This window comes from Nostoc sp. UHCC 0870, from assembly GCF_022063185.1.
Classification (GTDB): Bacteria; Cyanobacteriota; Cyanobacteriia; order Cyanobacteriales; family Nostocaceae; genus Trichormus.
Genome location: NZ_CP091913.1, coordinates 2194879 through 2220367 on the forward strand (window position 1 = coordinate 2194879; position 25489 = coordinate 2220367).

Consider the following 25489-nt stretch of genomic DNA (forward strand, 5'->3'; position numbering starts at 1 on the left):
TGGAGTTGGATTTTGATTACCTCACGCAGAGGCGCAGAGACGCAGAGAGAGAGATGGAGAGATTTTTAGTTGGGGAGGATTAATTGTGCGTAGGGAATTGTCCATACTGTGGGGTGGCTGAGACGATGGCCTGTGTAGCCTTGTTCGCCGTAGGTTGTGCCATGATCGGAACTGAGGATGCAAAAGGTGGCGGCGCGTTTTTTTAGTGCTTCCCAGAGTTTGATTAGGTGTTTGTCTACGTATTCTAAGGCGGCGGCGTGGGAGGCGATGGTGTCTGTTTTCGCTTCGGGGAGATAAAAGTAGTTTGGTTGATGTAGTGCGGAAATATTAATGAATAAGAATAGGCGTTGGGTTTGGGGTGTTGCTTTGAGAATTTTTTCGGCTAGTTTTATCTGATTTTCTGTAGAGTTGGGATTGGTAACACCTAGTTCTTTACTCCAGTGACTTTCTGCAAATAAGGAAGGTAGGACTTTTCCCAAGGGGTTGAGTTTGTTGAAGAAGCCGACACCACCTATACACGCTGTATGGTATCCTTTAGTGGCTAATCCACTGACAATGTTAGAACCTTCTAGTACACACGTTTGCTCTGTGGTGGTTGTGCTACCTTCAAACCCCAACGCAAATAATCTAGGGTGTATTCCAGGTTTAACTGGTGTGGGTAAGAAGCCGGCAAAAAAGGCTTGATGTGCAGCGTAAGTAAAGTTTCCTGGGGAATGGCGTTCTTCCCAGCCAGTTTTGGGTAATACTGCGGCTAAGTTGGGGGTGCGTTCTTGTGCTAACAAGTTAACTGCAACGTCATAACGGAGAGTGTCGAATGTGATAAATACTATGTCGTGCGTTCCGACAATTTGATTCATGTCAAGCATTTGTTTGTCTCTCCAAAACTGCTTGCACTTCGCTTGTGTATGTGTCTAACCCTTTCCAGAAAATTCCGGGTAATAAATCACCAAAGGCGTTGATTTCTAAAATGGCATGGCGGTGAAAGTCTGGAAAAATTAATAAGTCAATTCCGCAATATAAGCTGTTAGGAAATAATGCGGCTGCGGCTTCACAGGTTTGCTTCATCTTCTCCCAGTTCTCATGTCCAACTTTAGCTAAAAATTCTGCTGTATCTCCCCGTTCGTTACCTAGGTGTAGATTAGTCATGGGACTTTTGCCTAATCTGACTACTATGTGCTGTGCTTCTCCGTTAATGACAACTACACGCACATCAAATGGATGTCCTTGAATTTGTGCTTTGGGAAGCCATTCTTCTACTTGCACGCCTTCAGCCGTCAATATATTAATAATGTCGGTAATTTCTTCGTGGTTGGTATAGTGACGAATTTTACGGGAGTTGTAAAGTCGGGTTTGTCCATCTTGGCAGACTCGTTCTACAGTGGTTATGGCTGATTCTTTGTGGTGATTAGTCCGGTAGGCAATTACTCCAGAGGCGGATGAACCGTGAGATAATTTGATAAATACTCTTTCCAACCCCTGAATTTGCATCTGTTCTCTTAAATGCTCATAGTGATGAATTACACCCAAAGAACGCGGCATTGGGATATTGTGAAGAGAAAAGCGATCGCAACACAATGGCTTATCAAACATCACACTAATATCATGGAGATGATTCATCACTGGCGATAATAGTTGTTTTTCCCATTGATGTAATAAATATCGCCAGCCTAAATACCACTGTCGCGGGTAAAGAATCCGTCCTTTATCAAACACTAAATCAGCCGCAGCTTTAGCACTAATACGCTGTTGATTACCTATATCTGGAACTTCCGCACCAGCCGCAATTATGGCTTTCTCTACCTCAAAGTTTTTCTCTGGCGACTCAAACCGAATAATAGTATTAGGCGCGTTGAATTTTTCTAAGTTCTCCCTACCTGCAATCAAATCTGCATAAGACACAACGATAGCAGGTGGTAAATCAAAATGTGCTAGTGCTTGTTGCATAAAGCCAACCCGACGATTTTCCAGGTTGGCGATGATGACACAGTTAAACATTAAGTTAATAGGCGTAAATATTAGACCTCTTGCATAAATGCTGAAGCTGTCATGTTGAGCAAAGCGAAACATCTCGAAGATTCTACATTTCCATCAGAATGACACATTTAATTTTCGGACTTTTGTAAGATGTCTATTGATAGAGGAGACAAGGAAGATTAAGAATAATCAAATTCTTCATAGTTTACTTACCCAATCCCCAATCCCCAATCCCCTTCACTCAGCAACAGCACAATAACGTTCTTCGTCGTATTCGTCTTCTCCTCTTTGTCCATTTATCATGATTTGAACATGAAAATTTCCCTGTTGTTCTTCTACAAAGTTGATAATTTCTGCTGATAGATAGTTCTCAGACAAATTGATAATATCTAATTGCTGTACAACAGGATTTTTCAAGAGTAACTCTGCACCTGCATCGCTGAGAGTTCCCATTGATAAATCAATAATTCTGATGGTGTTGAGTAGGGGAGAACGTACTAATGCTTCTGCAATATCATCAGAATATTCGCTATTTCTTAACCCTAAATAAACTAAATTAGAAAACTTTTGTTCAATCAGTATAGGGTTGAGGTCTACAATGGAGGAGTCGCCACCATAGTTATCTGAACCTAACCATAATTCCAAATGCTGTAAGTTTGGTAAGTTCAAGGCGCAAATCTGGTTAATCGTTGCACTACTCAAACCGCCAGTTTCAATAATCAGTGCTTTTAAATGATCATGTCCAACGAAGGGACTAAAAGCTAAACCCTCACCGCCTCGGATTTGCAATATTTCTAAGATGGGGTAAGCTTCTAAGATGGGGCTAATATCACTCTGTATAATCCAGGAAATTTCACTCTCTTCGGAGTGGATATCGCCAATAAATACTGCTTGCAAACTTGTCAGCTGATCTTTGGCAGATATTAAGGCTTCAATTACACCCTGGGAACTACCGTTAGGCATATCCCCATCCCAAAGTCCAAAAACCAAAGCTTGCAGGTTACTAGCTTGGTCATCTTGCAGGAGTTTTGCTAGTTTATCTACAGCGTTTTCTTCATCATCATATTCACATCTGATCGCATAAGCTGTATTTACAGGGTCGCTGATTCCCATCTCTGGATCAAATTCTACTACTGGCCGGTTTGCAAAGGTGGTAGTATATTCACCCCGATAACCTGGATATTTCTGCAACCGTTCTTGAAGATGCCATTGATTGTCTGTCATGATGCCTTTACCCCTAGGTAGGTAATAAGTTTCACCATAAATCTATGTGAATATGCTAATTTTTGCCAATATACTTGGGCTTTAATAATAGTACATTTGTTTTACTTTGTTGTCTAGCCTTGGAGAAACGAATATTAGGGGTTACTTTTGCGTTATTGTAGTAGCGATCGCAGGAAAACCAACTGATTCACCATTTCCTCCGCTTCCATACTGGCTACTAAGTTCAATAAACCTCGTAACTGTTCTCCGATGGAATAACTCTGCTTGGCAGCAACTACAATACCTGAATGCTTTTTTTGCTGTTCGAGATAAGCGTTATGCAATCGACAAAAATCACCAACATTGAAAGTATAAATAATATAACTCTGTTCCGTTGCCCAAATTATTTGACTCTCATCTGTTGATGAAACTCTATTTGCCTCAACTGTTGTAATTACATCGACTCCAGCATTGCGTAAACCATTAGCTAATGATTTCTTTCCCGCATCTTCATCTAGATAAAAGCGAATTTGGCTCACGCAAAATTACCTGACATCCACTTTGTTTCAAGAGCATCACATTCGGCTTGATAATCAGCAATTTCTTGATCCATTGCCTCTTGATTAGCATAGTAATAGGCAAGAGCGGCATAAACTTGAGCTAGAGATAAGTGTGGGTATTCTCGCACTATATCTTGACCAGATAAGCCTGCTTGGGAATCCATGACAATATTTTGAACTGTCATGCGTGTACCAGCAATGCAAGGACGACCTCCACAAACTTCAGGTGTCCTGACAATTAAAGTGCCAATATCAACTATTGCTACCATGTTTTTTGACTTGCTATCGGCGATCGCTTCTCCATTGTTCTATCGTATATTATCTGCGCGTCCGAAAAAAAAGCGATCGCCTAACATATAGAGCGATCGCTTAATATTATCGAAAGGATGATTTATTTGATAATTCCCGACACAGCCACCACTTCAGGTTCTGTGATTTTGGGGGAAATAAATCCCTTCGCATATATTCCGGGATTAGCTTGGGCAATTTGAGTATAAGCTTGACGTACCTGAGTATTGATAGCTACAGTCTTCACATCGTACATCTGGGTCGCTATCTTGGGATAAACACCAACACCAATAATCAATACCAAGAAGCAGGCGGCGATAAAAACTTCCCTGACGCTGGCATCTCTATATACTGCTTGGCTAGGTAGTAAGCAGTCTGTACCAAAACAAGCTGTTCCTTCGTCTTCTTGGTTTTCGTAAGCTGAATTATTAATGTTGCAGGAGAGTTCTGCACCATTACCGTAAAATACCTGTCTTAACATCGACAGTAGATAAATTGGTGTGAGGATAACTCCCACGGCGGCGAGGAATACCATCACCGTGCAGAAGGTAGGATTGTAGATGTCGCTAGTGGTGACACCGACAAATACCTGAAGTTCACTCACAAAGCCACTCATCCCAGGGAGTGCTAAGGAAGCCATTGCGCCGGCGGTAAACAGGGCAAATACTTTAGGCATAACTTGACCAATACCACCCAGATTGTCCATAGCCATTGAGTGGGTGCGGTCATAAGTGACACCAGCCAGGAAGAACAACACGGCAGCAATTAACCCGTGAGACAGCATTTGCAGCATCGCACCACTTACACCCACATCGGTAAAGGAAGCGATACCCAACAGCACAAATCCCATGTGAGACACTGAGGAATAGGCAAGGCGGCGTTTCATGTGGGTTTGGGCAAAGGAGTTTAAAGCACCGTAAATAATATTGATGACACCCAAAGTTGCTAAGACTGGTGCAAAGTAAATATGGGCATCGGGCAGGAGTTCTAAATTGATGCGGATTAGTCCATATCCGCCCATTTTTAACAGTACACCTGCCAAAATCATTGATACGGGAGCAGACGCTTCACCGTGGGCATCAGGCAACCAGGTATGTAGGGGGAAAATCGCCAGCTTCACACCAAAAGCGATTAACAATCCGGCGTAGAGTAATAACTCTAAAGCTAGGGGGTAATTTTTCGTACCCAGTTCCACAATATCAAAGGTGGTGTTGTCACCATAGAGAGCCATTGCTAGCCCAGCTATGAGAATAAAAATGGAAGCTGCTGCTGTGTAGATTAAGAATTTTGTGGCAGCATAGCGGCGTTTTTGACCGCCCCAAATAGATACTAGTAGATATACGGGAACTAGTTCTATTTCCCACATAATAAAGAACAATAGTAAGTCTTGGGCAACGAATACCCCTATTTGTGCCGAATACAGCACCAACATTAAGAAATAAAACAGGCGCGGTTTCAGGTCAACCTGCCATGCAGCCAACATCGCTAGGGTTGTGACAAATCCAGCCAGCAGTACAAGGGGCATCGAGATGCCATCAACTGAAACAGCCCAGCTAAAGCCTAACTGAGGTATCCAGGCATAATTCTCCGCAAGTTGAAAAGTCGGACTGCTAGCATCGTAATGCCGCCAAAAAGTGTAGCACATCAAAACAAAATCCGCGATCGCTACACCTAGGGCATACCATCGCACCAGCTTGCCATCTTTATCTGGCAACACGGGGATGAGCAAGGAAGCAACGAGTGGCAGTAGAATAATCGCGGTTAGCCAAGGAAATCCATCAGCCATCATGGTAGTGAGCAAAAATACTTAATGTGTGAATAACACCATTGTATTAAACTTTGTAAACTTATCCAAATAAATCTTTACCGCATCTGGGTATAGATGGAATCTATTGCAGGTGACAGGTGATAGGTGACAGGTGACAGGTGACAGGTGATAGGTGATAGGACAGAAGCCTTTTGAAGTTCTGCCTAGCTTCCCAAAAATAAAATACCAAGTCCGATAGTCAGGAAAGTGTCAACAAAAGATATACCTCTAGAGAAAAATTCTTTAGGGGTTTTTTAGATGGCGATTTTTTTGTAACCAAAATTACGGAATTTATTCCTAGTAGGAGAAGATAACGAATTATATTTATGACTACAGAGAGTGGGAATAAAAGATAACTAAATTTTAATAGTAAATAAACAGAAAATTTTTACTTTAAAAATTCAATCTCTCTGAAAAATGACCTTTTTTAATTATTCAGATCCACTTCTACGCCGCAAACAACCGGCTGTAGATGCACATAAATTAGAAGGAAGTGTGTTTGTTAATTGGCAAATTGGCAAAGTTAAGCTTTACTCAACTTTTTATACTTGCATTGATCAAGCTTGTATATTTTGGAGTTTATTGCTTATCCCTATGTTTGTCACGGCTCAGTTTTTGCCGATTAGTTGGAGTTTGCAAGCAACTTTGTGGTCTTTACTTAGTTGTACTGGTATCGCAGTGATGGTGATTTGGACTCGTTACTGGGTAAAAGCGCGACAAGTTAGCTGGGTTTTATATTGCTGGGTGATTTTCATGCTGTTGGGGGTGATATTAACTGATTTGGGTATTTTCTTAGGCTGGAGTGTCATCTTGTTAAATTTGTGTCCCTTGTGGTTGGGATTGAGTGCAGTTGGTTACTTCTGCACTAGTTTGGGGGTGCGATCGCGTGCTTTAATTTTCGTAGGTATGCTGCACTTACTCTTGATTTTCATTTTGCCTTATATCTTAGCTTGGCAGTTTCTCTGCACTGGTGCTTTGATGGTTTTTTGCTTATTACTACTAGCAGAATTCCAGTGGGATGGACTGTAAAAGCATGGAGTTTTCCCACTCTCCACTTAAAATAACTCTGCATCTACTTTAAGTAGTAAATTGACCAGCATGATTTCTGTCTTCAGGTTTATGAATTCTGAGCGAACAGTGCTTATAGTTAAGTTCGTAGGTGGTAATACACCTCGTTATGTAAGTGAGGCTAGCAATCATGTTAATGTGTTTATCAGTAGACTATTCTTGTCTCGATTTCCCAGAAATCTGCAATTGTTATTCTGAATAATCCATCATTGCAGAGGTAATCTTTTGGAATTTCCCCAGTAGCGTCGTAAACTTTGGAAATTCATCATCATTATACCAATCTGAATATTACAGACTGAATATTACAGATTGATTTTCCTTGAGCAAAGAAACTACTTTTGAGTTGCGATTGTTCTCAGAAATGCTCTAGGAGACTAAAAGAGCAATAATTTTTTCTATTGATATCTTACAACGGACTTTTAGTAAGCCAATAGACTTATTATTTTGCAATAAATTCTAGTCTAACTTTAGTTGGCTAGATAATAGACTTATTGCAAAAGTCCGAAAATGAGATGTGTCATACTGAATCAAATGTAGAATCTTTGAGATGTTTCGCTTTGCTCAACATGACAGCTTCAGCATTTATGCAAGAGATTTAATTATTTCCTTTGTAAATGCTGCCGCATAAAAAATTATGAGCCTGATAGTAAAGGTCTTCTAAATAAGACTGATGAAGGCTTTTAGTTCACTTAATTAATGTTGATATATAAAAACAGAGAATTGATTCTCTGGTGGGATATTGGATAGGTTTAAGGTATCTAGATAGCTGAATTAATTTGTTCTTATTTTCTATCTACTTTTATGAGTTGAAGAAACTAAGAGCTAATATCAATCTGCCAGAATTAGACAACGTATACAAATACGGAAATCTTCATGGAATCTTATTCGCTTAATTACGCAAGCGTTAGCCTTATCATCTGCTACGACATAAGCGCACGCCTTTCCTATATAGGCGCAGGCTATAAAGAATTCAACCTGATTTTGTTATTGAAAAAGGGGGAGAGGAGGTGACATTGACTCGCTCAACGTAAGTGAGGTTTTTGAGGGAGTTTGAGCGTTCTCCTCTATTTTCTCTAGACGCTACCAACGCTAGAGCTATAAGGAAACTAATTACCTGATGGGGTAATGTTTCCTTGTTCCCCTGCGATGATTATATCAATAATCAAACATAATTTTTGCTAATGTCAGCATCATTTTTTGGGTTGACACTACTATTTATGCCTGGGGAAATAGGTATTAAGTCTTTCGATAACTAAAATTAGTTTTTTGGACTTTATAGTGAGCCATAACACCTGCCACCATAGCTGTATTTTTTCAAAAATCTATCAATGGAAGGTGCAATACTGTGAACACTTTACCCCGCCAAGAAAATAATTTTTGGCATCAGTCAACTGAGCCGATTCCAGAGCAACTTCCTATGCTAGAAGCTAACGAGTTTCTTCCCCATATTGGTAAGTGGACAACTATCGGCGTAGGGGTAGTATTAAGTATCTTTGTAGCTGGGGTTGCTCTCACATCTGTTCTGAAATACAACGTGACTGTTAAAGTCCCTGCAACTATTCGTCCTGTAGGAGACATTAAGCTTGTACAGTCCCTCATTAGTGGCAAAATTGAAAAAATTGCTGTGACAGAAAATCAAACAGTAGCACCTGGAGAAGCTATTGCTTATATTGATAGTTCCCGCCTGCAAAATCAAAAGAGTCAACTAACAAATGTCATTCAGCAGAGTCAATTACAATTCAATAAAATTGATGCTCAGTTGCGAGAAATAGATACTCAAATTGCTGCACAAACAAACTTAAATAGCCGGATTGCGATCGCTGCACAAGCTGAACTCAGTGGCGCACAACGCAACTATACAGATCAGCAAATTACAGCTATGGCTGATATGGGACAGGCGCAAGCCGCCTTAACACTAGCTAGGGTACAACGCGATCGCCTGCAACGCGAAAACCTCTTGAAAGCCACAATCCAAGAAACGACAGCCGCCTTGGAATTAGCCAAAGCGCAACGCGATCGCCTACAACGGGAAAAACTCTTAACAACAAATATCCAAGAAGCCGAAACTGCCTTAAAGTTAGCGAGAGAACAGCGCGATCGCCTGCAACGGGAAAAACTCTTAACGGCGACAGTGGGGGAAACAGAAGCAGCCTTGGAATTAGCCAAAGCACAACGCGATCGCCTGCAACGGGAAAAGCTCTTAACAAAAAATATCCAAGAAGCCGAGGCCGCCTTGAATTTAGCTATAGTACAGCGAAACAGAATGCAGCCGATAGTTGCATCAGGGGCGATCGCTCGCAATGTATATGAAGAAAAAGAACAAGCCGTAATTTCTGCCGAGGTGAAGCTAGAACAAGCCAAAGCTAACGCTAAAAATCTCCTAGAAGAAAAAGTACAAGCGGTAATTTCCGCCGAAGCCAAACTAGAACAAGCCAAAGCTAATGCTAAAAATCTCCTAGAAGAGAAAGAACAAGCGGTAATTTCCGCCGAAGCCAAACTAGAACAAGCCAAAGCTAATGCTAAAAATCTCCTAGAAGAGAAAGAACAAGCAGTAATTTCGGCTGAGGCGAAGCTAGAACAAGCCAAAGCTAATGCTAAAAATCTCCTGGAAGAGAAAGAACAAGCTTTAACAACTGCACAAACCAACGTAGTTAAAGCTAACACTGCCCTTAATCCCAGTAATGCCCCTGTTACTGTCGCATCTGAACGAATTAAACAAGAACAGGCTAAAGGTGAGGCTACCTTAGCGGCTTTAAATAAAGAAAGAGAAACACTGCTACAACAACGCCTACAATTCCAAACACAACTAGATAGAACTCGCAAAGAACTACAACAAACTGACAACGACATCAATCAGAGTGTGATTCGCGCACCCATTGCGGGGACAGTGTTGCAGTTGAATTTGCGTAACTCCGGCCAGGTAGTGCAACCGAGTGAAGCGATCGCTCAAATTGCTCCCATTAATGCCCCCATACTCATTAAAGCTAATATCCAGTCTCAAGACGTTAACAAAGTCAAACCCGGTCAACAAGTCCAGATGCGGGTTTCTGCTTGCCCTTATCCAGACTACGGCACTCTTAGAGGCACTGTGAAAACCATTGCACCTGATGCCCTACCCATTGCCAACAATACCTCATTACCCAGCCCTCCCAAAGCTGGCTATGAAGTCATTATTGAACCTCAAACCCCCTACGTTGGTAGAGGCGCAAGGCAATGTCAACTCAAATCAGGTATGGAAGGACAAGCCGATATTATCTCCCGCCAAGAAACTGTCCTGCACTTTATTCTCCGCAAAGCCAGATTAATTGCAGATATGTAGGGAGTGCTGAGTAATGAGTAATGAGTAATGAGTAATGAGTAATGAGTAATGAGTAATGAGTAATGAGTAATGAGTAATGAGTAATGAGTAATGAGTAATGAGTAATGAGTAATGAGTAATGAGTAATGAGTAATGAGTAATGAGTAATGAGTAATGAGTAATGAGTAATGAGTAGTGGGTAATGAGTAATGAGTAATGAGTAGTGAGTAGTGAGTAATGAGTAATGAGTAATGAGTAATGAGTATAGGACTTACGCAACGGGCATATTTTTCACGTAGGGTGTGTGACGCTGCGAAAGTATTTGAACGTAGTAATGAGACTTATAGCGTCACGCACCAACTATCAATTGTGACACTTGCGTAAGTCCTGGAGTAGTGAGTAGGTAGAGAAAGGAGATTTTACCTTAATGTCCAATAAATACCCCAGTCAATAGTCAACATCTTTCGTTGTTCATTTTGAATTTTGAATTATTATGTTTAGTTTCAAAAAGAATTACCCTTGTGTTTTACAGTTCAGTGAAGAAGACTGTGGCGCAGCTTGTCTAGTGACAATTTGTAGACATTATGGACGCTTTTTAAGTTTAAATAAAAGCCGAGAAGCTGTAGGTACAGGACAATTAGGTACAACTTTATTAGGTCTTAAACGCGGTTCTGAAAATCTCGGTTTCAATACCAGAGCCGTGAAAGCGTCACCGGAAATCATTGACAGAATCAAAGAACTACAGTTGCCAGTTATTATTCACTGGCAGGGTTACCACTGGGTAGTTTTACACGACAAGCGGGGGAAAAAGTATGTCATAGCTGATCCTGCGATCGGTCTGCGTTACGTCAGTAAAGAAGAATTAACAGCCGCTTGGAATGGGGTGATGCTCTTAGTTGAGCCAGATCCCAATCGTTTTTCTCAACAACCCCAAGAAAAACCCCAGGCGGGTTTTGTGCGCTTTCTTCAGCGTCTTTTACCCTATCGTGGGCTATTATTCCAGGTTTTTATGCTCAATATTGTTATGGGCATCCTGGGTTTAGGTACTCCTGTTCTTATTCAACTGCTGACAGATGATGTCTTAGTTCGTGGAGATACCCAGCTACTCACTGTTGTAGTCACAGCTGTTGTAGTGATGACTTTATTTAGTAGCACTCTGGAATTATTAGAATCAACGATGATTGCTCATTTTGGGCAACGGCTGCAATTAGGTCTAGTGCTGGAGTTTGGCCGGAGAATATTACAATTACCCTTGACTTATTACGAAGCTCGTCGCAGTGGGGAAATCACCAGCCGACTCAGAGATATTAATGAAATTAACCAATTAGTATCGCAGATTGTGGTTCTGTTACCTAGTCAGTTTTTCATTGCAGTTATTTCTTTTGCCTTGATGCTGTTTTATAGTTGGCAGTTGGCGATCGCAGTAATTTTAATTGGTGGTTTAATGAGTTTATCCACCTTGCCACTTTTACCAGTTCTGCAACAAAAGACGCGGAATTTATTGGTTTTGGGTGCAGAAAATCAAGGTGTGTTAGTAGAAACCTTTAAAGGCGCACAGGTGCTAAAAACTACCAATGCCGCGCCGCAATTTTGGGATGAATTACAGAGTCGTTTTGGTCGTCTAGCTAATCTCACTTTTAGCACTATTCAAATTGGCATTATTAACAATACTCTCGCTAAATTCCTGTCCACAATTGGCGGTGTGGTTTTACTGGGGCTAGGTAGTATGCTGGTGGTTCAGGGACAATTAAGCATTGGTCAAATGTTGGCTATTAATGCTCTCCAGTTCAATGTTTTGGCATTAATAGGTACATTAGTGGGTTTAGTTGATGAATATTTTCGCTCTCAAACTGCTGTAGCTCGGCTGTTAGAAGTGATTGATGCAACTCCAGAAGAGGATGAAAAAACACAAAAGCCAGTTGCACAAATAGCAGGTGATACAGATATTCGTTTTTCCCATCTCAACTTTCATCACCCTGGTAGAGTTGATTTATTAGAAGATTTTTCTCTAAAAATCCCTGGTGGTCAGGTTATTGCTTTGATTGGTAAATCAGGCTGTGGTAAAAGTTCTTTAGCTAAACTCATGGCGGGTTTATATCAGCCCAATTCTGGCAATATCCGCATTGGTTTTTATAATATTCACGATTTATCCCTTGATTGTTTGCGACAGCAGGTAGTTTATATCCCCCAAGAAGCTCATTTCTGGAGTCGCTCGATTTTAGAAAATTTCCGTTTAGGAACGCCACACATTCCTTTTGAAGAAATTGTCACAGCTTGTCATGTTGCTGATGCAGATAGTTTTATCAGCCAATTACCCAATAAGTATCAAACAGTGTTAGGAGAATTTGGGGCGAATCTCTCTGGTGGACAAAAACAACGATTAGCGATCGCTAGAGGTGTTCTGACTAATCCACCTGTACTAATTTTAGATGAAGCAACTGCTGGATTAGATCCAGTTAGTGAAACGCAAGTTTTAGATCGCCTCTTAGAACACCGCCAAGGTAAAACCACAATTTTAATCACCCACCGTCCCAGCGTAGTCCAGCGTGCTGATTGGATTGTTTTGTTAGATCAAGGTAAGGTGCAAATGCAAGGCACTCTAGAAAGTTTACAGGCTCAATCGGGAGAACATTTAAAGTTTTTATCTGTGTAAATTTAATTGTCAGATTCAGACATTTAAAATTTACTATGATTCAGAATTGCAATAAACGCCTTATAGATGTGCAAACTTGTACATCTATTTTTTGCATACAAATAAATTTAATTAAAGCTATAAAATAAATGTGTTTTTTTGTTAGTAATTTAATTCGTGTTTTACGGTAGTTTCATGTATCAAGAGACATAAAAGAAAGTTCCAAGACTTTACCCCTTTTGACTAATTTAAACTAACAAGAAATATCTAATAATAAAAACATAGGTGATTAACACCTATAAATGAACAAACGTAAGTGAGGTAAGAATTTTATGTCAACTCTAATGATGTCTGATTTACTGGAAGACCTATCCGCAGAGCAACAACAAATCCTAGCTGGCGGACAAGGTAGAACAGAAGATGATTTAGATAGCGGAGACACCGAAGAAAATGGTGTTCAAGGCTTAATGAAGCTACGTTCTGGTACTTACAGAATTACCAAAACTAGCCGAACCAGAGCCATTGTCCGCATTCAAAAAGTTGGACAAAACTAATCTTTTCAAGTGATTAAGTAAGCACAGTAGAAGATTGATAGATTTGATTGAAAGTAATTTACTTTTGGAAAATCTTGCTCATTCTTCTACTTTCTTCCAGGCATTAATTAACCACAGTGACAGCAGAAAAGCGCGTGCTATATTTTCTGCTACCTCTATTTCTAATTGCAAATTAATTTGACAGCCTGATGCTCATTTCTACACTGGTTAACTCAAATAGTTAACCGTAAATTTGCACCCATTAATATATTTTTATCCCCACGGGTGCTAACTAAAAACCATGTACGAAAGTGAGGTAAATAATTTATGTCAACTAAAGTCATCACATCTGATTTGTTTGTACCATTATCCACAGATGAACAGCAGCTTCTATCTGGAGGACAACGTAGTTTTGGAGGCGGATCTGACGGAGACCAATGGAGAAGAAGATACTTCAGTTTACGTCGCTGCGTCCGCAGATGCTTACGATTTTAATTATACAAAATCTACGGTTTAATTAGTACCGTATTTTATGTAAAATTGCACCCACGGATGTATTTTATATCCGTGGGTGCAATTTATTTACAATAATATTGAAAGAAAATACTAATGTTTTATTGTTATTCAATGGGGCTTTGCTTAAAAATATTAAATATCTTAAGATAGAAAATTTTCTTATTTTTTTACTCCTAAAGAATAATTTATTTGTTAGCCCATAGATTTATAAATAAAGCATAGGTAATTAACACCTATATATGCAATGTAAGTGAGGTAAGAAATCATGTTTAGTCCAACAATTACATCCGATTTATTGATGGATTTATCCACAGATGAACAGCAACTTCTCGCTGGTGGAAAAAAACAACGTTGTGGCGGTGTCTCAGATGATGGTGAAGCATCCCAATTTAAAACACAAAATGGTGGTAACGGTAACGGTGGTGGATTCAGTGCGATGCTCTGTTACAGAATAACCGCAACACCATCTTTCCAATGTGGAAATGGAAATGGTAACGGGGAAGAAGAGGGAGACGAAGGAATGGAGTCATAATGTAATTTTGATGACTTACTCAAGATGAATTACTTTTTGAGCAAGTTATCACAAGTCTCCTATATTCTTTGAAAAAATTAAATCAACGGAACAGAAATATGAAAGCTAGGTGCTACACCTAACACTTAGCTTTCTGTTCCTTCCTGACACAAAACAGCAGTATTTTTGCTAATTCATACTCCTCTTGGGACGCTATTAAATACTTTGACAAAAATGAGGCCAATAACTATGACAAATCAAGTTCTTCCATCTGATTTACTCGTAGAATTATCCGCAGAAGAACAACAGCAACTAGCAGGAGGATGCTGTGGTGCTTCCAATGTCCCCAGTTGTGGTTGTGGTGATTCGAGTCGTCCTAGTTACGGTTATGGTAGTTGGGGTCGTCGCCGTCGTTTCGGTGGTTGGGGTCATCGCACCTATAAATATGGTTGTCGCTGAAGGTAATTCACCCAAGTTCACTTCAACAAAGTTTTTGACTCACAAACAATATCAAGTTTTAACTTGATTGGTTCTCTATTTGTTATGTGAGCATAATAGTTAACAGCATAAACCCATGATCACAAGTCTTGATTGTACATCTGTGTAATGCAGATAAAGCACATCAGACTTGTTTTTTTATGTCAATTTATGCGTTGAGTTTTTTAGAATCTGATAACCTGACGCGTTCCCAAATCCAATCTTGTAAAAGTGGGTTGACTAGATGAGGTGCTTCATCTTGAGGAGAATGACCTACGCCTTCTAAGGGAATAAATTTCAAGACTTGGGGATAATTGGCTAACTCTCTACCTAAGTCTATATTTTCCCACGGATCGGCTGTTCCCCACAAGATAATTGCTGGACAAGGTAGATTGGGTAAAAGGTCTTCGGGTAAAGGACCTGTAGAATAGGAGGTGAAAGCTAAAAATACAGCTACTGCACCAGGGTCTTTGGCTGGTGCGGTGAGAATGTCTACTAACTCATCTGTAACTGCTCCAGCATCAGCATAAGCTTGCAGTAAAATTTTGCGGACTGTTTTTGGTTGGGCTACCTGATTAAAGAAGAATTTGCCAATTGCTTTGATAGATAAGACTCGTTGCAGTACGGGTGCGCCAAAACGACGCGACCAAGGTAATGTTTCTCGTTTGCGATCGTGCAACAATCGTAGAGAACAGTTAATTAAAGTAATTCCCAGTGCAATGTCTGGGTTACTCACGGCTGCTTGCATGACTACAATACAGCCAATAGAATTTCCAACTAAAAAAGCTGGTTCACCTACTACTTCGCGACAAAAATCTGCTACTTGCTGTCCCCAATTTTCTAGGGTGTATGTCATTTCGATTTCTGGTTGGGGTTTAGCTGAAGCACCGAAACCAATTAAATCTATGGCATAAACTCGGCAGTTTTCAGCTAACACGGGTATATTTTTTCGCCAGTGTAACCACGAAGCTCCAAAGCCATGCACTAGAACTACAGATGGCCCTGTATTTCCTTGTGTTTGATAGCAAATTGGGAAGCCTCGCCAAGTCCAGGTTTTTGTGGAGTCAGAATTGATGGTCTGAGTAGTCATAAGAACTTACGAATATTAAAAAATTTATGCACGCAGATAAAAATTTATCAAAACCATAATCGGAGCAAAATTTAATGGGAAAAATAATTTATCTATAAAATCAAAACATAGTTAATAATGGGTTTATATATAATACCTTATATATTAGCGAGGTACAAATTCAGTAGTTTTACAAGTTACGTATCAGAAATCGGCTTATAAGATATATTGAATGTTAAGCATCTGCTAACGGTTGGTTTGCATCTAAAAATTGACGCAAAATTTAACCTACATTTTTATTGCTAGTACCTTCCAGTACAAGAAGATGACTAGAACTGAAACAATTGATACTCCTGTTGGTGGCTACGCACCAGATTTTGAACTGCCAGGCATTGACAATCAAGTACACCATCTTAGACGTTATTTAGAAAATTTCCGTGTAGTTGGTGTCATCTCTATGTGTCACAACTGCCCTTATGTAAATTTATATCTCAACAGACTAAAGGAAATCCAGGCGGAATTTACAGCAAATGGATTTATATTAATGGGGATAAATGCCAGTGATCATACTGAGTCTCCGGGGAACAACTGGGAAAGTATGAAAACTTTTGCTGAAAACCACCAGTTGAACTTTCCTTACCTATGGGATTCAACTCAAGATGTGAGTCGGAGTTTTGGCGCGATCGCTACACCGACGGCTTTTCTGGTAGACAGTCATGGTATATTGCGATATAGAGGACAGATTGACAATCATCCTCACGAACCGTTAGGTACGGGTGAAGAGTATCTCAGAAATGCGATCGCAGCCTTGTTTAAAGGTGAAGAAATCACCACACCGGAAACAGAACCAGTAGGCACTTCAATAATCTGGCGGATCTAGACATAGATAGTCATACTACTGCTATCTTAAATTGGAGGCAATTGCAACTTTTTTGATAAAGCGTGATTTCATGGGAACGACGAATTACCGACGGGTTTTACTTAAACTGAGCGGTGAAGCCTTAATGGGCAACATGGGCTATGGTATTGATCCAGAAGTGGTCAAAGAGATTGGGCAAGAAATAGCAGAGGTGATAGCTACAGGCGTTCAGATGGCCATCGTCGTAGGTGGTGGCAATATCTTTCGCGGTGTAAAAGCAGCCTCGGCAGGGATGGATAGGGCAACAGCCGACTACATTGGCATGATAGCCACGGTTATGAATGCCATGACACTGCAAGATTCATTAGAACGTATAGGAGTACAGACGCGGGTACAAACTGCGATCGCTATGCAAGAACTAGCAGAACCATATATTCGTCGTCGCGCCATCCGTCATCTTGAAAAAGGTCGGGTGGTTATTTTTGGCGCAGGTTCTGGAAATCCATTTTTTACTACAGATACTACCGCAGCATTGAGAGCCGCAGAAATTGATGCAGAAGTAATTTTTAAAGCTACTAAAGTAGATGGTATATACGATGCTGACCCGGAAATTTATCCGAATGCAAAACGTTACACTAGTCTGACCTACACCCATGTTTTAGCGAATGATTTGCGGGTAATGGATAGTACCGCGATCGCATTGTGTAAAGAAAACAATATCCCCATTTTAGTCTTTGACCTAACAATGCGCGGCAATATTCGCCGGGCAGTTTTAGGAGAATCTATCGGTACTCTTGTGGGAGGTTCATGTGAAATTAGCTGACGCTCAAAATAAAATGCAAAAAACTGTTGAGTCCACTCAACAGGCATTTAATACAATTCGTACTGGTCGCGCCAATGCGAGTTTGCTAGATAAAGTCTTGGTGGACTACTACGGTTCACCTACACCCTTAAAATCACTGGCAAACATCAGTACCCCAGATGCCACAACAGTCCTGATTCAGCCCTACGATAAAAGCAGCTTAAACATAGTCGAGAAGGCGATTTCCCTCTCAGATGTGGGTTTAACACCCAGCAACGACGGTTCGGTAATTCGATTGAATATACCACCCTTAACTAGCGATCGCCGGAAAGAACTAGTCAAAATAGCCGCCAAGTACGCTGAAGAAGGTCGCGTAGGGATTCGTAACATCCGCCGTGATGCTATAGACTCCATTCGCAAACAAGAGAAAGCCTCAGAGATTTCTGAGGACGAATCCAAAGACCAACAAGATAAACTGCAAAAGCTGACCAACCAGTACACGGCAAAAATTGACGAGTTACTGGCGGAAAAAGAGAAAGATATCAGCACTGTCTAATTAGGTGATAGGGGACAGGTGACAGGTGACAGTAAAAAGCCTTTCCTGTAATTGATGGGAGGAGGGGAAAAGGTCAAAGGGAGAAGGTGAAAGAAATTTTCTTTTTCCCTGGCGAACTTTCCCCTTTTTTCTGGGTTTATTAATTTTGAATTTTGTAGCTTGCTTCTCTTTCAGAGACGCTATCACGAACTCGTAGAGTATTTTGAATTTTGAATTATGTATGACACCATCATTGTTGGTGCTGGGCCTGCGGGTGGAACAGCAGCATATCATTTAGCCAAGAAAGGGCGTTCAGTATTAATTTTAGAAAAAGAATCCCTACCTAGATATAAACCCTGTGGTGGTGGCGTGTCACCTGCGATCGCTGACTGGTTCGACTTTGACTTTAGCCCAGCCATTTCTGTAAAAGTAGACTCCGTGCGTTTTACCTGGAATTTAGATGATCCAGTAGAAGCGGAAATCACCACCAAAGAACCAATTTGGATGGTACGACGCGATATTTTTGACCATTTTTTGGTGCAGCAAGCCCAGAATCAAGGTGCGGAACTACGCGACAATACTGAAGTTACAGGTATTGAATTTAAAAGTGACCATTGGCAAGTCAATACAGTCAATGGGCCAGTTGCTGGTCGCTATCTCATCGCCGCCGATGGTGCAAAAGGGCCGATGGCAAAATGGCTAGGCTTCAAAGACCGTAAACGCCGCCTAGCAGGGGCTTTAGAAGCCGAAGTTCCTGCTACAGTAGAAGACAAATCTACAATTCACTTTGAATTTGGTTTAGTCAAAAACGGCTATATCTGGAACTTTCCCAAAACTGATGGTTATTCAATTGGGGTAGGTACTTTTATTGGTGGCGAACCCCAAAATTTTAAGAAAATTGTGGCTGAGTATGCCAAATCATTCAATGTAGATGTGAACACTAGTAAGCAATATGGTCATCCCCTTTGCTTATGGGATGGTAATCAACGCCTGCATACTCAAAATGCAATTTTAGCAGGGGAAGCCGCTTGTGTCGTTGATCCAATGACAGCCGAAGGTATCCGTCCCTCAATTTTTAGCGGTTTAGTAGCAGCCGGGATGGTTGATCAGGCACTTGCTGGTGATATCAATGCTTTAGAACAATACACTGAAATCATCCATGAAAAATGGGGTTCAGAAATGGCTTGGGCAAAAAAATTAGCAGGAGCATTTTATCGCTTTCCTGGTGTTGCTTATCAAGTTGGGATCAAGCGTCCTTCTAGTACCCAAATCATGGGTAAAGTTCTGTCTGGCGAACTTTCTTATAGTAACGTTGCTGGACGCGCATTGAAGAGATTAATCCCTGGGTTTAGGAATTAAAAAACCTGACTTTTCACGTCATGAGGAAAAGTCTACGGAAAATCTAACTTCCAAACCAGGATTTCAAAGTCTCTCTCCTCGCAGGAGAGAGATTTAGAGAGAGGTTTTCCAGATACCGTGAAAAGTTAGTTAACCGAATATGGCTACCTGTTTGATGACTAACTTCGTATCCTAGAATTGCAAGTACTTTGACTAACTCATTACCAGATAAGTCTCGTGGGAGTTTCAAGAAGCTATCACCTCATCACGGACAATATGTAAACGGATGATTTTAGGACGCTGTTGTTCATCGGGAAAATGGCAGTGAACTGCATCCCGAACCATTCCCCGCAATGTTTCGATATTATCAGCCTGAGTAAAAATCGACTCTCCTAAAGCTTTAGCGGAGTATCCACCGTCTAGATCATCTTCAACGAGAAATACTATTTCAGTCATATTTAATATTTGTGTAACTACTCAATTTTACAGCCCATCAAGTAGCGATCGCGTTCCGCCCACCGGAGGCGATCGCCCTCAACTCTCAACTGTATCTCGGATTAAACTTGTGTACTACATCTTTCGTCTCGCCACAACAGATATAAACGATTGGCTGGCATCGTTAAATATAAAACATCCCCTTCATTTAGGTAAGTGGTGAGTAAATCCCAGCCTTGAACTCTTTGACTATTCCTTTCCATATATAAAGGTACACAGTTAGCAGACATAGCGATGTCTTTTACCAACTTATGACAAAAAGGATGTGACGGTGTAATTAAGGTGGCAAAAGCTACCCAAAGTTTATCGGCGGTGATGCCATTACCCAAGATGCGTCCACCCAAAGCCGCAGCCGCAAATGCCGGTGCTGCCAATTCTGCGGAACTGAGTACAGCTTCAAAGTCAAACACCTGTTTTGCCATCCCCGCAAAATCTGGGTCAGCGTAGTGGACAATCACCGGAATTTTGGGTGCTAAACCTTTGGCTTTCAGGGCAATTTCTAGATTAGTGGCATCATTGTTAGTCACAGTTAATACAGCCGCAGCAGTATTAACATTGCTAGTTTGTAGGATAGTGCGGAAACTAGCATCACCTTGAATTACAGGGATACCCAATCCACGGACAGAGTTGATATATCTATTGTTAGAGTCAGTTTCAATGGCTACAACTTCATGACCAGTGCTATGGAGTTGCTGGACAATGCGATTGCCGATGCCACTTAAACCACAGACTATATAATGATGACGTTGGGGAACACGGGCTACATCCCAAAATTGCTTGAAGCGGCTACCTAAAACAAAATCGGTAAGCATGGCGTACCAAATACCAATGACCACTGCTCCCACTAGCATTATCACCACAGTAAATAATTTAATACTATTGGGGGCATTTTCTACAACTTGGTCATTGCCACCTGCGCCTGTAATCATACCTACCGAGAAATATAGCGCATCGACCACAGATAAACTTAATTCTGTGGACATATAGGTGAGAGTGGCAGTTAAAATCACTACCATGAGGACGATCGCACCAACTACTACAGATTGTCCATGTTGCTGAAACTGGCGCAGACTCGTTAATATTTTCAGGAATTTTTTAATTAAGGATCGGCGTATTGGACGAATGCGGGGTTGGATACCAATAATTAGGCGATCGCCTATTTTTAATTCTTGTCCCGAAAGTACCGCCGAAATTAAATTCATCTCACCTTCTAGGGGTAAGTAATAAATCGGCATCCGTGTAGGATCTTCCCACAAATCACTCAACTGACGACCCAACCAAGGATGGCTTTCATCAATATATACTTCTTGAATCGGCCAAGTTTGATCGTATAACTTGATTTGCCCGATCGCTTGATTTCCCAACGCGGCAAAGGTAAATAATGGTGCTGCTAATCCCACAACACTCATACTTAAGTGGTCTGTTAAAGTTTTATCCAGACGTTCACCTAAGTTGGTATTGTATAGGCGGTTAATAACCCGAATGTGGGGATTTAGCACCCGCGCCTGCATCATGATTGATAAATTTAGTTCATCCTCTGCTCCTGCTATAACTAAGGTGTGCGCCTCCTGAATTCCGGCTGCTGTTAGGGTAGCAGCTGCACATAAACTACCAATAATCACATCGCCTGCTGCTTCGCCAGAGATGGGTTTGTGATGAATACCAACTACAAACGCTCCCTGTTGTCTGAGCAAACGAAAAATTTTATATCCAGTACGTTCTAAGCCGCAAACAATAATTCGAGGTTTCATGTAATAGCAGCATGATTTACTCTAAGGGCTGCATTGTTATTGATTAATCAATATTGTTGCTTACTTTATCGTCGAATAACTGTAACTGAAAACACGATAATTTGTCACATTATGGCACTTTTATTTCAGCCATCTAATCATGTAATAAAAATAACTGTAATCTTAAAAACTAATATCATGAAAAAAACTAGCTCAAATCACAATACTTTTAGTATCATAAAATTTAATTTTCCCCTTTTTAAGAGGTTGTTTGAAAAGTGATATATTATGATGTTCATCACATTCTTACCCCCTTAGAAATGGGGAAAATAAGAAAATCTAGTTCCCTCCCATTTCCAAGGGGAGGGTTAGGGTGGGGTAAAAAATATTTGATACATCAGTCATGACTTTTTGAACTCATCCACCTGGGCGAACTTCCTCAACCTCAGCTTGAATACCTAAATTAGCCGGTTGTGGTGGTTTAACTAAATCGTGATATAGCAGAACTGCATACACAATTTCATCATCAACAGCGTGACGCAACGCTGACATTGATTCTTGCTTGAGGCTTTTAATTAAATTTGTCAACGCTGCTTTGTGTAAAGCTTCAATTGCTCTTTGTAGCCCAACTGCCACACATCTTTGGCTTTCATCCCACTCAGATATAATGGTCTCAAATCTGTCGATTTCCCGTATGTATTCCTCAAGATTTGTCATTAGTGATTAGTCAGTAGTTAATCAAAAGTAATCAATATATGATGACTAATAATTCACTTCATTTTGAAATCCTTGAGAAGAAAGGGCATCATTATACCTGTTGTTAAGCTAGACAAAGTTACTGGTACGCAGAAAGGGATCTCTAACTGAGCTAGCAAGATTAGCACTAGCATACCAAAGCTCATCCCAATGGTAGTTTGTCTAATAAAATACAGTGGGTCACGAATTAATTTACCTCGGAAAAATAACTTTGCCGAAAACCAGGTTAATTCAATCATGTTAGCTCCTAATTATTACTTAAAAAATTTAAGGCAGCAAAACCTAGAAGTATTGCCGGAATTGCTCCAGTTGGCGCAAATAATGCTCCTATTGTTGCAGAGAAGATGTAACCTATCTCCTTTCCTGCTAATATCATTCCGCCAATAGCACCACCAATCATTGATATTATTGTGGCTACAATTAACCACAATAATCCTGTAGTTAAAGTTAAATTGCCTGTCACCATATTTGTGAGCAATGCGCTCACATTTGGATTATTCAAAAATTCACTCATGCTCTCTATTTCTCCTGTTAATTCTTAGTTGAGAATGAAGCTTGTAACTTGTAAAGTTCAGTGTAAATAAAGCCACTATTTAAAATGGGTAAAACCACTACTAACTAAGCATTATTTCTTTTGATTTCTGCCTTATATTACTAGTAGTCTATCAAGTTAGTTTTGACGGTTCGTAGTAAGGACTTTACCCGCATTTCTGACAAACAGTAGGGGCGGGTTCACAGATAAGCTCAATTACTCATTAATATCTCGCTAAACCCGCCCCTACAGACTTTGGGATGAGGTCGCAAGAATCTTGTGAGAAATCCGGGTTTATTCCTGATTTTTCTAAGAACTAAAGTCCTTACTACAAAAAAATCGAGAAAGTATATTTATTTACGCAAACAGGAAGTTTATGAAGCGTGATTTCCCTTGCTTTAGAACTAGAAAAGTAGTAAAAGTTTTTTCAATGCCCATTCACCTATAATCAAAAGACTTATTTTTTAATATAAAACACATTTATTCTTAAATTCTACGGTATTATTGCTAATATAAATATATGTTTTAAATACTTCTTACTTGTCAAAATATCCGCTAAATCAAAAAAGTAGTGTATCAATAGTATTTATGCTTATAAATTTAAATATATTATTCTTATTTTTTGATAAAAGTCTGTGTAATATATGACCCTTTTCAGGAAGTATTGTTGAGATTTAACTTTTGGTTAAAGATTAATTTTTATTTAATTAAATAAAATAAAAACAAAAAATATCTTATTCTAAAGATTAAAACTAAATATTTATCAACAGGTGCAACTCTACAAGCGTAAACACCTGCGTCACTCATGGTAAACAGTAGACAAATAAATAGCCAATGACTAACGTACTCTGGCTGCAAGGTGGTGCTTGTTCGGGCAACACTATGTCTTTTCTCAACGCCGAAGAACCGACAGTCTGCGATCTAATTGCTGACTTTGGCATTAAGGTACTTTGGCATCCTTCCTTGGGATTAGAACTAGGCAACAACTTACAAACCCTACTGTGGGACTGCATTCTCGGCAAAATACCTCTAGACATCTTGGTATTTGAAGGTACTGTAGTTAATGCCCCCGACGGTACAGGCGAATGGAATAGGTTTGCCGATCGCCCGATGAAAGATTGGCTGGCTGACCTCTCGAAAGTTGCTAGCTTCGTTGTGGCTGTAGGAGACTGCGCTACTTGGGGAGGAATCCCCGCTATGTCACCTAACCCCAGTGAATCCGAAGGGTTACAATTTCTCAAGCGTCAAGAAGGCGGCTTCTTAGGTAAGGATTTCGTCGCCAAATCGGGATTACCAGTGATTAATATTCCTGGATGTCCAGCACACCCCGATTGGATTACGCAGATATTAGTGGCGATCGCTACTGGACGCATCGCTGACATCGCCCTCGATGAACTGCATCGTCCCCAAACCTTCTTCAACACTTACACCCAAACAGGTTGTACCCGTAACGTCCACTTTGCTTACAAAGCCACCACCGCCGAATTTGGTCAGCGCAAAGGCTGCTTATTCTACGACTTGGGTTGTCGTGGCCCTATGACCCATTCCTCCTGCAACCGCATCCTCTGGAATCGCGTTTCCTCCAAAACCCGCGCCGGAATGCCGTGTTTAGGTTGTACAGAACCAGAATTTCCCTTCTTTGACCTCAAACCCGGAACGGTATTTAAAACTCAAACCGTGATGGGAGTCCCCAAAGAATTACCACCAGGAGTCAAAACCAAAGACTACGCCTTACTCACAATGGTTGCTAAGAATACAGCCCCCAACTGGGCAGAAGAAGACTTTTTTACAGTTTAGTTGGTAGTAAGCACTTAAGTGCTTACTACAAAACAATTACCGAGAGGAGAGGAGAATGGGAATTAAAACATTAGATATTTCGCCTGTCGGTAGAGTCGAGGGTGATTTAGACGTTCGCGTGGAAATTGAAGATGGACGGGTAGTTAACGCCTGGACACACGCAGAACTATTTCGCGGATTTGAAATTATTCTCCGGGGTAAAGACCCCCAAGCTGGATTAATTGTTACGCCTCGGATCTGCGGTATCTGCGGTGCTTCTCACCTAACTTCTGCATCCTGGGCATTAGATACAGCCTGGAAGACAACAGTTCCCCGCAATGCCATCTTAGCTAGAAACCTCGGTCAAATTGTCGAAACCATCCAAAGCATCCCCCGCTACTTTTATGGATTGTTCGCCATTGACTTAACAAACAAAAAATACCGGAGTAGCCGCTTCTACGATGAAGCTGTCCGCCGCTTCGCCGCCTTCACAGGCAAATCTTACGAACTCGGCGTGACTATTTCTAGCAAACCCGTAGAAATTTACGCCCTGTTTGGTGGACAATGGCCGCACAGCAGTTATATGGCAATAAATTAGTAAATTGCTTATATAGTAAGGACTTGTCAGGATAGGTAGAATGATTCCCTCATTTTTCCTTAAATTAGGCAATAAACCCACTCCAGAAATATCATAAATCCATTTATTTTTATCTACTAAAAGTTATTTGCT

The 25489-nt window shown here is 40.6% G+C and carries 23 protein-coding genes and 2 pseudogenes; 13 read left to right on the forward strand and 12 right to left on the reverse strand.

Annotated features, from left to right (window positions below):
• Positions 1-65: 65 nt before the first annotated feature.
• The 6 genes from L6494_RS09505 to L6494_RS09530 form a co-directional block, all read right to left on the reverse strand.
• Positions 66-866 (reverse strand): STM4013/SEN3800 family hydrolase, encoded by an 801-nt coding sequence (locus L6494_RS09505; RefSeq protein ID WP_237994163.1) that lies wholly within the window; start codon positions 864-866, stop codon positions 66-68.
• Entirely contained in the window at positions 859-2067 is a 1209-nt protein-coding gene (locus L6494_RS09510; RefSeq protein WP_237994165.1) for an STM4014 family protein, read from the reverse strand. Before L6494_RS09510 ends, L6494_RS09505 begins: the two co-directional genes overlap by 8 nt.
• A 144-nt stretch (positions 2068-2211) precedes the next feature.
• Positions 2212-3198, reverse strand: coding sequence for an STM4015 family protein (locus L6494_RS09515; RefSeq protein ID WP_237994167.1), 987 nt, complete (start codon positions 3196-3198; stop codon positions 2212-2214).
• 152 nt (positions 3199-3350) lie between these two features.
• The gene (locus tag L6494_RS09520) at positions 3351-3716 is read right to left on the reverse strand and encodes a DUF5615 family PIN-like protein (RefSeq protein ID WP_237994169.1); all 366 of its coding nucleotides are present in this window, start codon (positions 3714-3716) and stop codon (positions 3351-3353) included.
• Positions 3713-4006 (reverse strand): DUF433 domain-containing protein, encoded by a 294-nt coding sequence (locus L6494_RS09525; RefSeq protein WP_237994171.1) that lies wholly within the window; start codon positions 4004-4006, stop codon positions 3713-3715. The genes L6494_RS09520 and L6494_RS09525 overlap by 4 nt, the downstream gene beginning before the upstream one ends.
• A gap of 122 nt (positions 4007-4128) precedes the next feature.
• Positions 4129-5814 carry an NAD(P)H-quinone oxidoreductase subunit 4 gene (locus L6494_RS09530; protein WP_237995925.1) on the reverse strand — a complete coding sequence of 562 codons (1686 nt, stop codon included), beginning with the start codon at positions 5812-5814 and terminating at the stop codon, positions 4129-4131.
• A gap of 435 nt (positions 5815-6249) precedes the next feature.
• On the opposite strand from L6494_RS09530, the gene L6494_RS09535 reads away from it, so the two are divergent.
• The 7 genes from L6494_RS09535 (at position 6250) to L6494_RS09565 (ending at position 14849) form a co-directional block, all read left to right on the forward strand.
• A complete protein-coding gene (locus L6494_RS09535) occupies positions 6250-6861 on the forward strand; it encodes a hypothetical protein (RefSeq protein ID WP_237994173.1) in 612 nt (203 codons plus the stop codon).
• Positions 6862-8245: 1384 nt separating this feature from the next.
• Positions 8246-10219, forward strand: a complete 1974-nt coding sequence (locus L6494_RS09540; protein WP_237994175.1) for an HlyD family efflux transporter periplasmic adaptor subunit — start codon at positions 8246-8248, stop codon at positions 10217-10219.
• Positions 10220-10691: 472 nt separating this feature from the next.
• A complete protein-coding gene (locus tag L6494_RS09545) occupies positions 10692-12851 on the forward strand; it encodes a peptidase domain-containing ABC transporter (RefSeq protein WP_237994177.1) in 2160 nt (719 codons plus the stop codon).
• Between the two features lie 311 nt (positions 12852-13162).
• Complete coding sequence (locus tag L6494_RS09550) at positions 13163-13384, forward strand: hypothetical protein (protein WP_237994179.1); 222 nt, start codon at positions 13163-13165, stop codon at positions 13382-13384.
• Positions 13385-13690: 306 nt separating this feature from the next.
• The gene (locus L6494_RS09555; RefSeq protein WP_237994181.1) at positions 13691-13858 is read left to right on the forward strand and encodes a hypothetical protein; all 168 of its coding nucleotides are present in this window, start codon (positions 13691-13693) and stop codon (positions 13856-13858) included.
• Between the two features lie 286 nt (positions 13859-14144).
• On the forward strand, positions 14145-14411 hold the full coding sequence (locus L6494_RS09560) for a hypothetical protein (protein ID WP_237994182.1): 267 nt from the start codon (positions 14145-14147) through the stop codon (positions 14409-14411).
• 228 nt (positions 14412-14639) lie between these two features.
• Complete coding sequence (locus L6494_RS09565) at positions 14640-14849, forward strand: hypothetical protein (protein WP_237994184.1); 210 nt, start codon at positions 14640-14642, stop codon at positions 14847-14849.
• Positions 14850-15036: 187 nt separating this feature from the next.
• Here the strand turns inward: L6494_RS09565 and L6494_RS09570 are convergent, their stop codons facing one another.
• Complete coding sequence (locus L6494_RS09570) at positions 15037-15957, reverse strand: alpha/beta fold hydrolase (protein WP_237994186.1); 921 nt, start codon at positions 15955-15957, stop codon at positions 15037-15039.
• A gap of 304 nt (positions 15958-16261) precedes the next feature.
• Between L6494_RS09570 and L6494_RS09575 the strand changes: the two genes are divergently transcribed.
• The 4 genes from L6494_RS09575 to L6494_RS09590 all read left to right on the forward strand — a co-directional run bounded on the left by L6494_RS09575 (position 16262) and on the right by L6494_RS09590 (position 19491).
• Positions 16262-16816 carry a thioredoxin family protein gene (locus L6494_RS09575; protein ID WP_237994187.1) on the forward strand — a complete coding sequence of 185 codons (555 nt, stop codon included), beginning with the start codon at positions 16262-16264 and terminating at the stop codon, positions 16814-16816.
• A gap of 70 nt (positions 16817-16886) precedes the next feature.
• A complete protein-coding gene (gene pyrH / locus L6494_RS09580; protein WP_190703966.1) occupies positions 16887-17618 on the forward strand; it encodes a UMP kinase in 732 nt (243 codons plus the stop codon).
• Positions 17605-18153 carry a ribosome recycling factor gene (gene frr, locus L6494_RS09585; protein ID WP_237994189.1) on the forward strand — a complete coding sequence of 183 codons (549 nt, stop codon included), beginning with the start codon at positions 17605-17607 and terminating at the stop codon, positions 18151-18153. Before pyrH ends, frr begins: the two co-directional genes overlap by 14 nt.
• A gap of 216 nt (positions 18154-18369) precedes the next feature.
• Positions 18370-19491, forward strand: a complete 1122-nt coding sequence (locus L6494_RS09590; RefSeq protein ID WP_237994191.1) for a geranylgeranyl reductase family protein — start codon at positions 18370-18372, stop codon at positions 19489-19491.
• A gap of 225 nt (positions 19492-19716) precedes the next feature.
• Here L6494_RS09590 and L6494_RS09595 read toward each other — a convergent pair whose 3' ends face one another.
• From L6494_RS09595 to L6494_RS09615, 5 genes and pseudogenes are all read right to left on the reverse strand, one after another.
• On the reverse strand, positions 19717-19926 hold the full coding sequence (locus L6494_RS09595; protein WP_237994193.1) for a 2-oxoisovalerate dehydrogenase E1 subunit beta: 210 nt from the start codon (positions 19924-19926) through the stop codon (positions 19717-19719).
• A 101-nt stretch (positions 19927-20027) separates the two neighbouring features.
• Positions 20028-21716, reverse strand: a complete 1689-nt coding sequence (locus tag L6494_RS09600; RefSeq protein ID WP_237994195.1) for an NAD-binding protein — start codon at positions 21714-21716, stop codon at positions 20028-20030.
• A gap of 402 nt (positions 21717-22118) precedes the next feature.
• Positions 22119-22412: pseudogene (locus tag L6494_RS09605) on the reverse strand (NifU family protein); the annotation flags it as partial.
• A 53-nt stretch (positions 22413-22465) separates the two neighbouring features.
• Positions 22466-22690, reverse strand: a complete 225-nt coding sequence (locus L6494_RS09610) for a hypothetical protein (protein ID WP_237994197.1) — start codon at positions 22688-22690, stop codon at positions 22466-22468.
• Positions 22691-22698: 8 nt separating this feature from the next.
• Positions 22699-22965: a hypothetical protein gene (locus L6494_RS09615; protein ID WP_237994199.1), complete on the reverse strand. Its 267-nt coding sequence runs from the start codon at positions 22963-22965 to the stop codon at positions 22699-22701.
• Between the two features lie 852 nt (positions 22966-23817).
• Here L6494_RS09615 and L6494_RS09620 point away from each other — a divergent pair.
• Together L6494_RS09620 and L6494_RS09625 are read left to right on the forward strand one after the other, a co-directional pair.
• Positions 23818-24780 (forward strand): hydrogenase small subunit, encoded by a 963-nt coding sequence (locus L6494_RS09620; protein WP_237994201.1) that lies wholly within the window; start codon positions 23818-23820, stop codon positions 24778-24780.
• A 55-nt stretch (positions 24781-24835) separates the two neighbouring features.
• Positions 24836-25345, forward strand: a pseudogene (locus L6494_RS09625) (nickel-dependent hydrogenase large subunit); the annotation flags it as partial.
• Positions 25346-25489: the final 144 nt, after the last annotated feature.

Excerpts from the sequence above, each read along its gene's own strand:
- L6494_RS09560 (WP_237994182.1), top strand. The coding sequence starts at position 14,145 with ATGTTTAGTCCAACAATTACATCCGATTTATTGATGGATTTATCCACA.
- L6494_RS09515 (WP_237994167.1), bottom strand. The coding sequence starts at position 3,198 with ATGACAGACAATCAATGGCATCTTCAAGAACGGTTGCAGAAATATCCA.
- L6494_RS09545 (WP_237994177.1), top strand. The coding sequence starts at position 10,692 with ATGTTTAGTTTCAAAAAGAATTACCCTTGTGTTTTACAGTTCAGTGAA.
- L6494_RS09505 (WP_237994163.1), bottom strand. The coding sequence starts at position 866 with ATGCTTGACATGAATCAAATTGTCGGAACGCACGACATAGTATTTATC.
- L6494_RS09565 (WP_237994184.1), top strand. The coding sequence starts at position 14,640 with ATGACAAATCAAGTTCTTCCATCTGATTTACTCGTAGAATTATCCGCA.
- L6494_RS09555 (WP_237994181.1), top strand. The coding sequence starts at position 13,691 with ATGTCAACTAAAGTCATCACATCTGATTTGTTTGTACCATTATCCACA.
- L6494_RS09535 (WP_237994173.1), top strand. The coding sequence starts at position 6,250 with ATGACCTTTTTTAATTATTCAGATCCACTTCTACGCCGCAAACAACCG.
- L6494_RS09510 (WP_237994165.1), bottom strand. The coding sequence starts at position 2,067 with ATGTTTCGCTTTGCTCAACATGACAGCTTCAGCATTTATGCAAGAGGT.
- L6494_RS09600 (WP_237994195.1), bottom strand. The coding sequence starts at position 21,716 with ATGAAACCTCGAATTATTGTTTGCGGCTTAGAACGTACTGGATATAAA.
- L6494_RS09530 (WP_237995925.1), bottom strand. The coding sequence starts at position 5,814 with ATGATGGCTGATGGATTTCCTTGGCTAACCGCGATTATTCTACTGCCA.
- L6494_RS09575 (WP_237994187.1), top strand. The coding sequence starts at position 16,262 with ATGACTAGAACTGAAACAATTGATACTCCTGTTGGTGGCTACGCACCA.
- pyrH (WP_190703966.1), top strand. The coding sequence starts at position 16,887 with ATGGGAACGACGAATTACCGACGGGTTTTACTTAAACTGAGCGGTGAA.
- L6494_RS09550 (WP_237994179.1), top strand. The coding sequence starts at position 13,163 with ATGTCAACTCTAATGATGTCTGATTTACTGGAAGACCTATCCGCAGAG.
- L6494_RS09610 (WP_237994197.1), bottom strand. The coding sequence starts at position 22,690 with ATGATTGAATTAACCTGGTTTTCGGCAAAGTTATTTTTCCGAGGTAAA.
- L6494_RS09570 (WP_237994186.1), bottom strand. The coding sequence starts at position 15,957 with ATGACTACTCAGACCATCAATTCTGACTCCACAAAAACCTGGACTTGG.
- L6494_RS09595 (WP_237994193.1), bottom strand. The coding sequence starts at position 19,926 with ATGACTGAAATAGTATTTCTCGTTGAAGATGATCTAGACGGTGGATAC.
- L6494_RS09620 (WP_237994201.1), top strand. The coding sequence starts at position 23,818 with ATGACTAACGTACTCTGGCTGCAAGGTGGTGCTTGTTCGGGCAACACT.
- L6494_RS09615 (WP_237994199.1), bottom strand. The coding sequence starts at position 22,965 with ATGAGTGAATTTTTGAATAATCCAAATGTGAGCGCATTGCTCACAAAT.
- L6494_RS09590 (WP_237994191.1), top strand. The coding sequence starts at position 18,370 with ATGTATGACACCATCATTGTTGGTGCTGGGCCTGCGGGTGGAACAGCA.
- L6494_RS09525 (WP_237994171.1), bottom strand. The coding sequence starts at position 4,006 with ATGGTAGCAATAGTTGATATTGGCACTTTAATTGTCAGGACACCTGAA.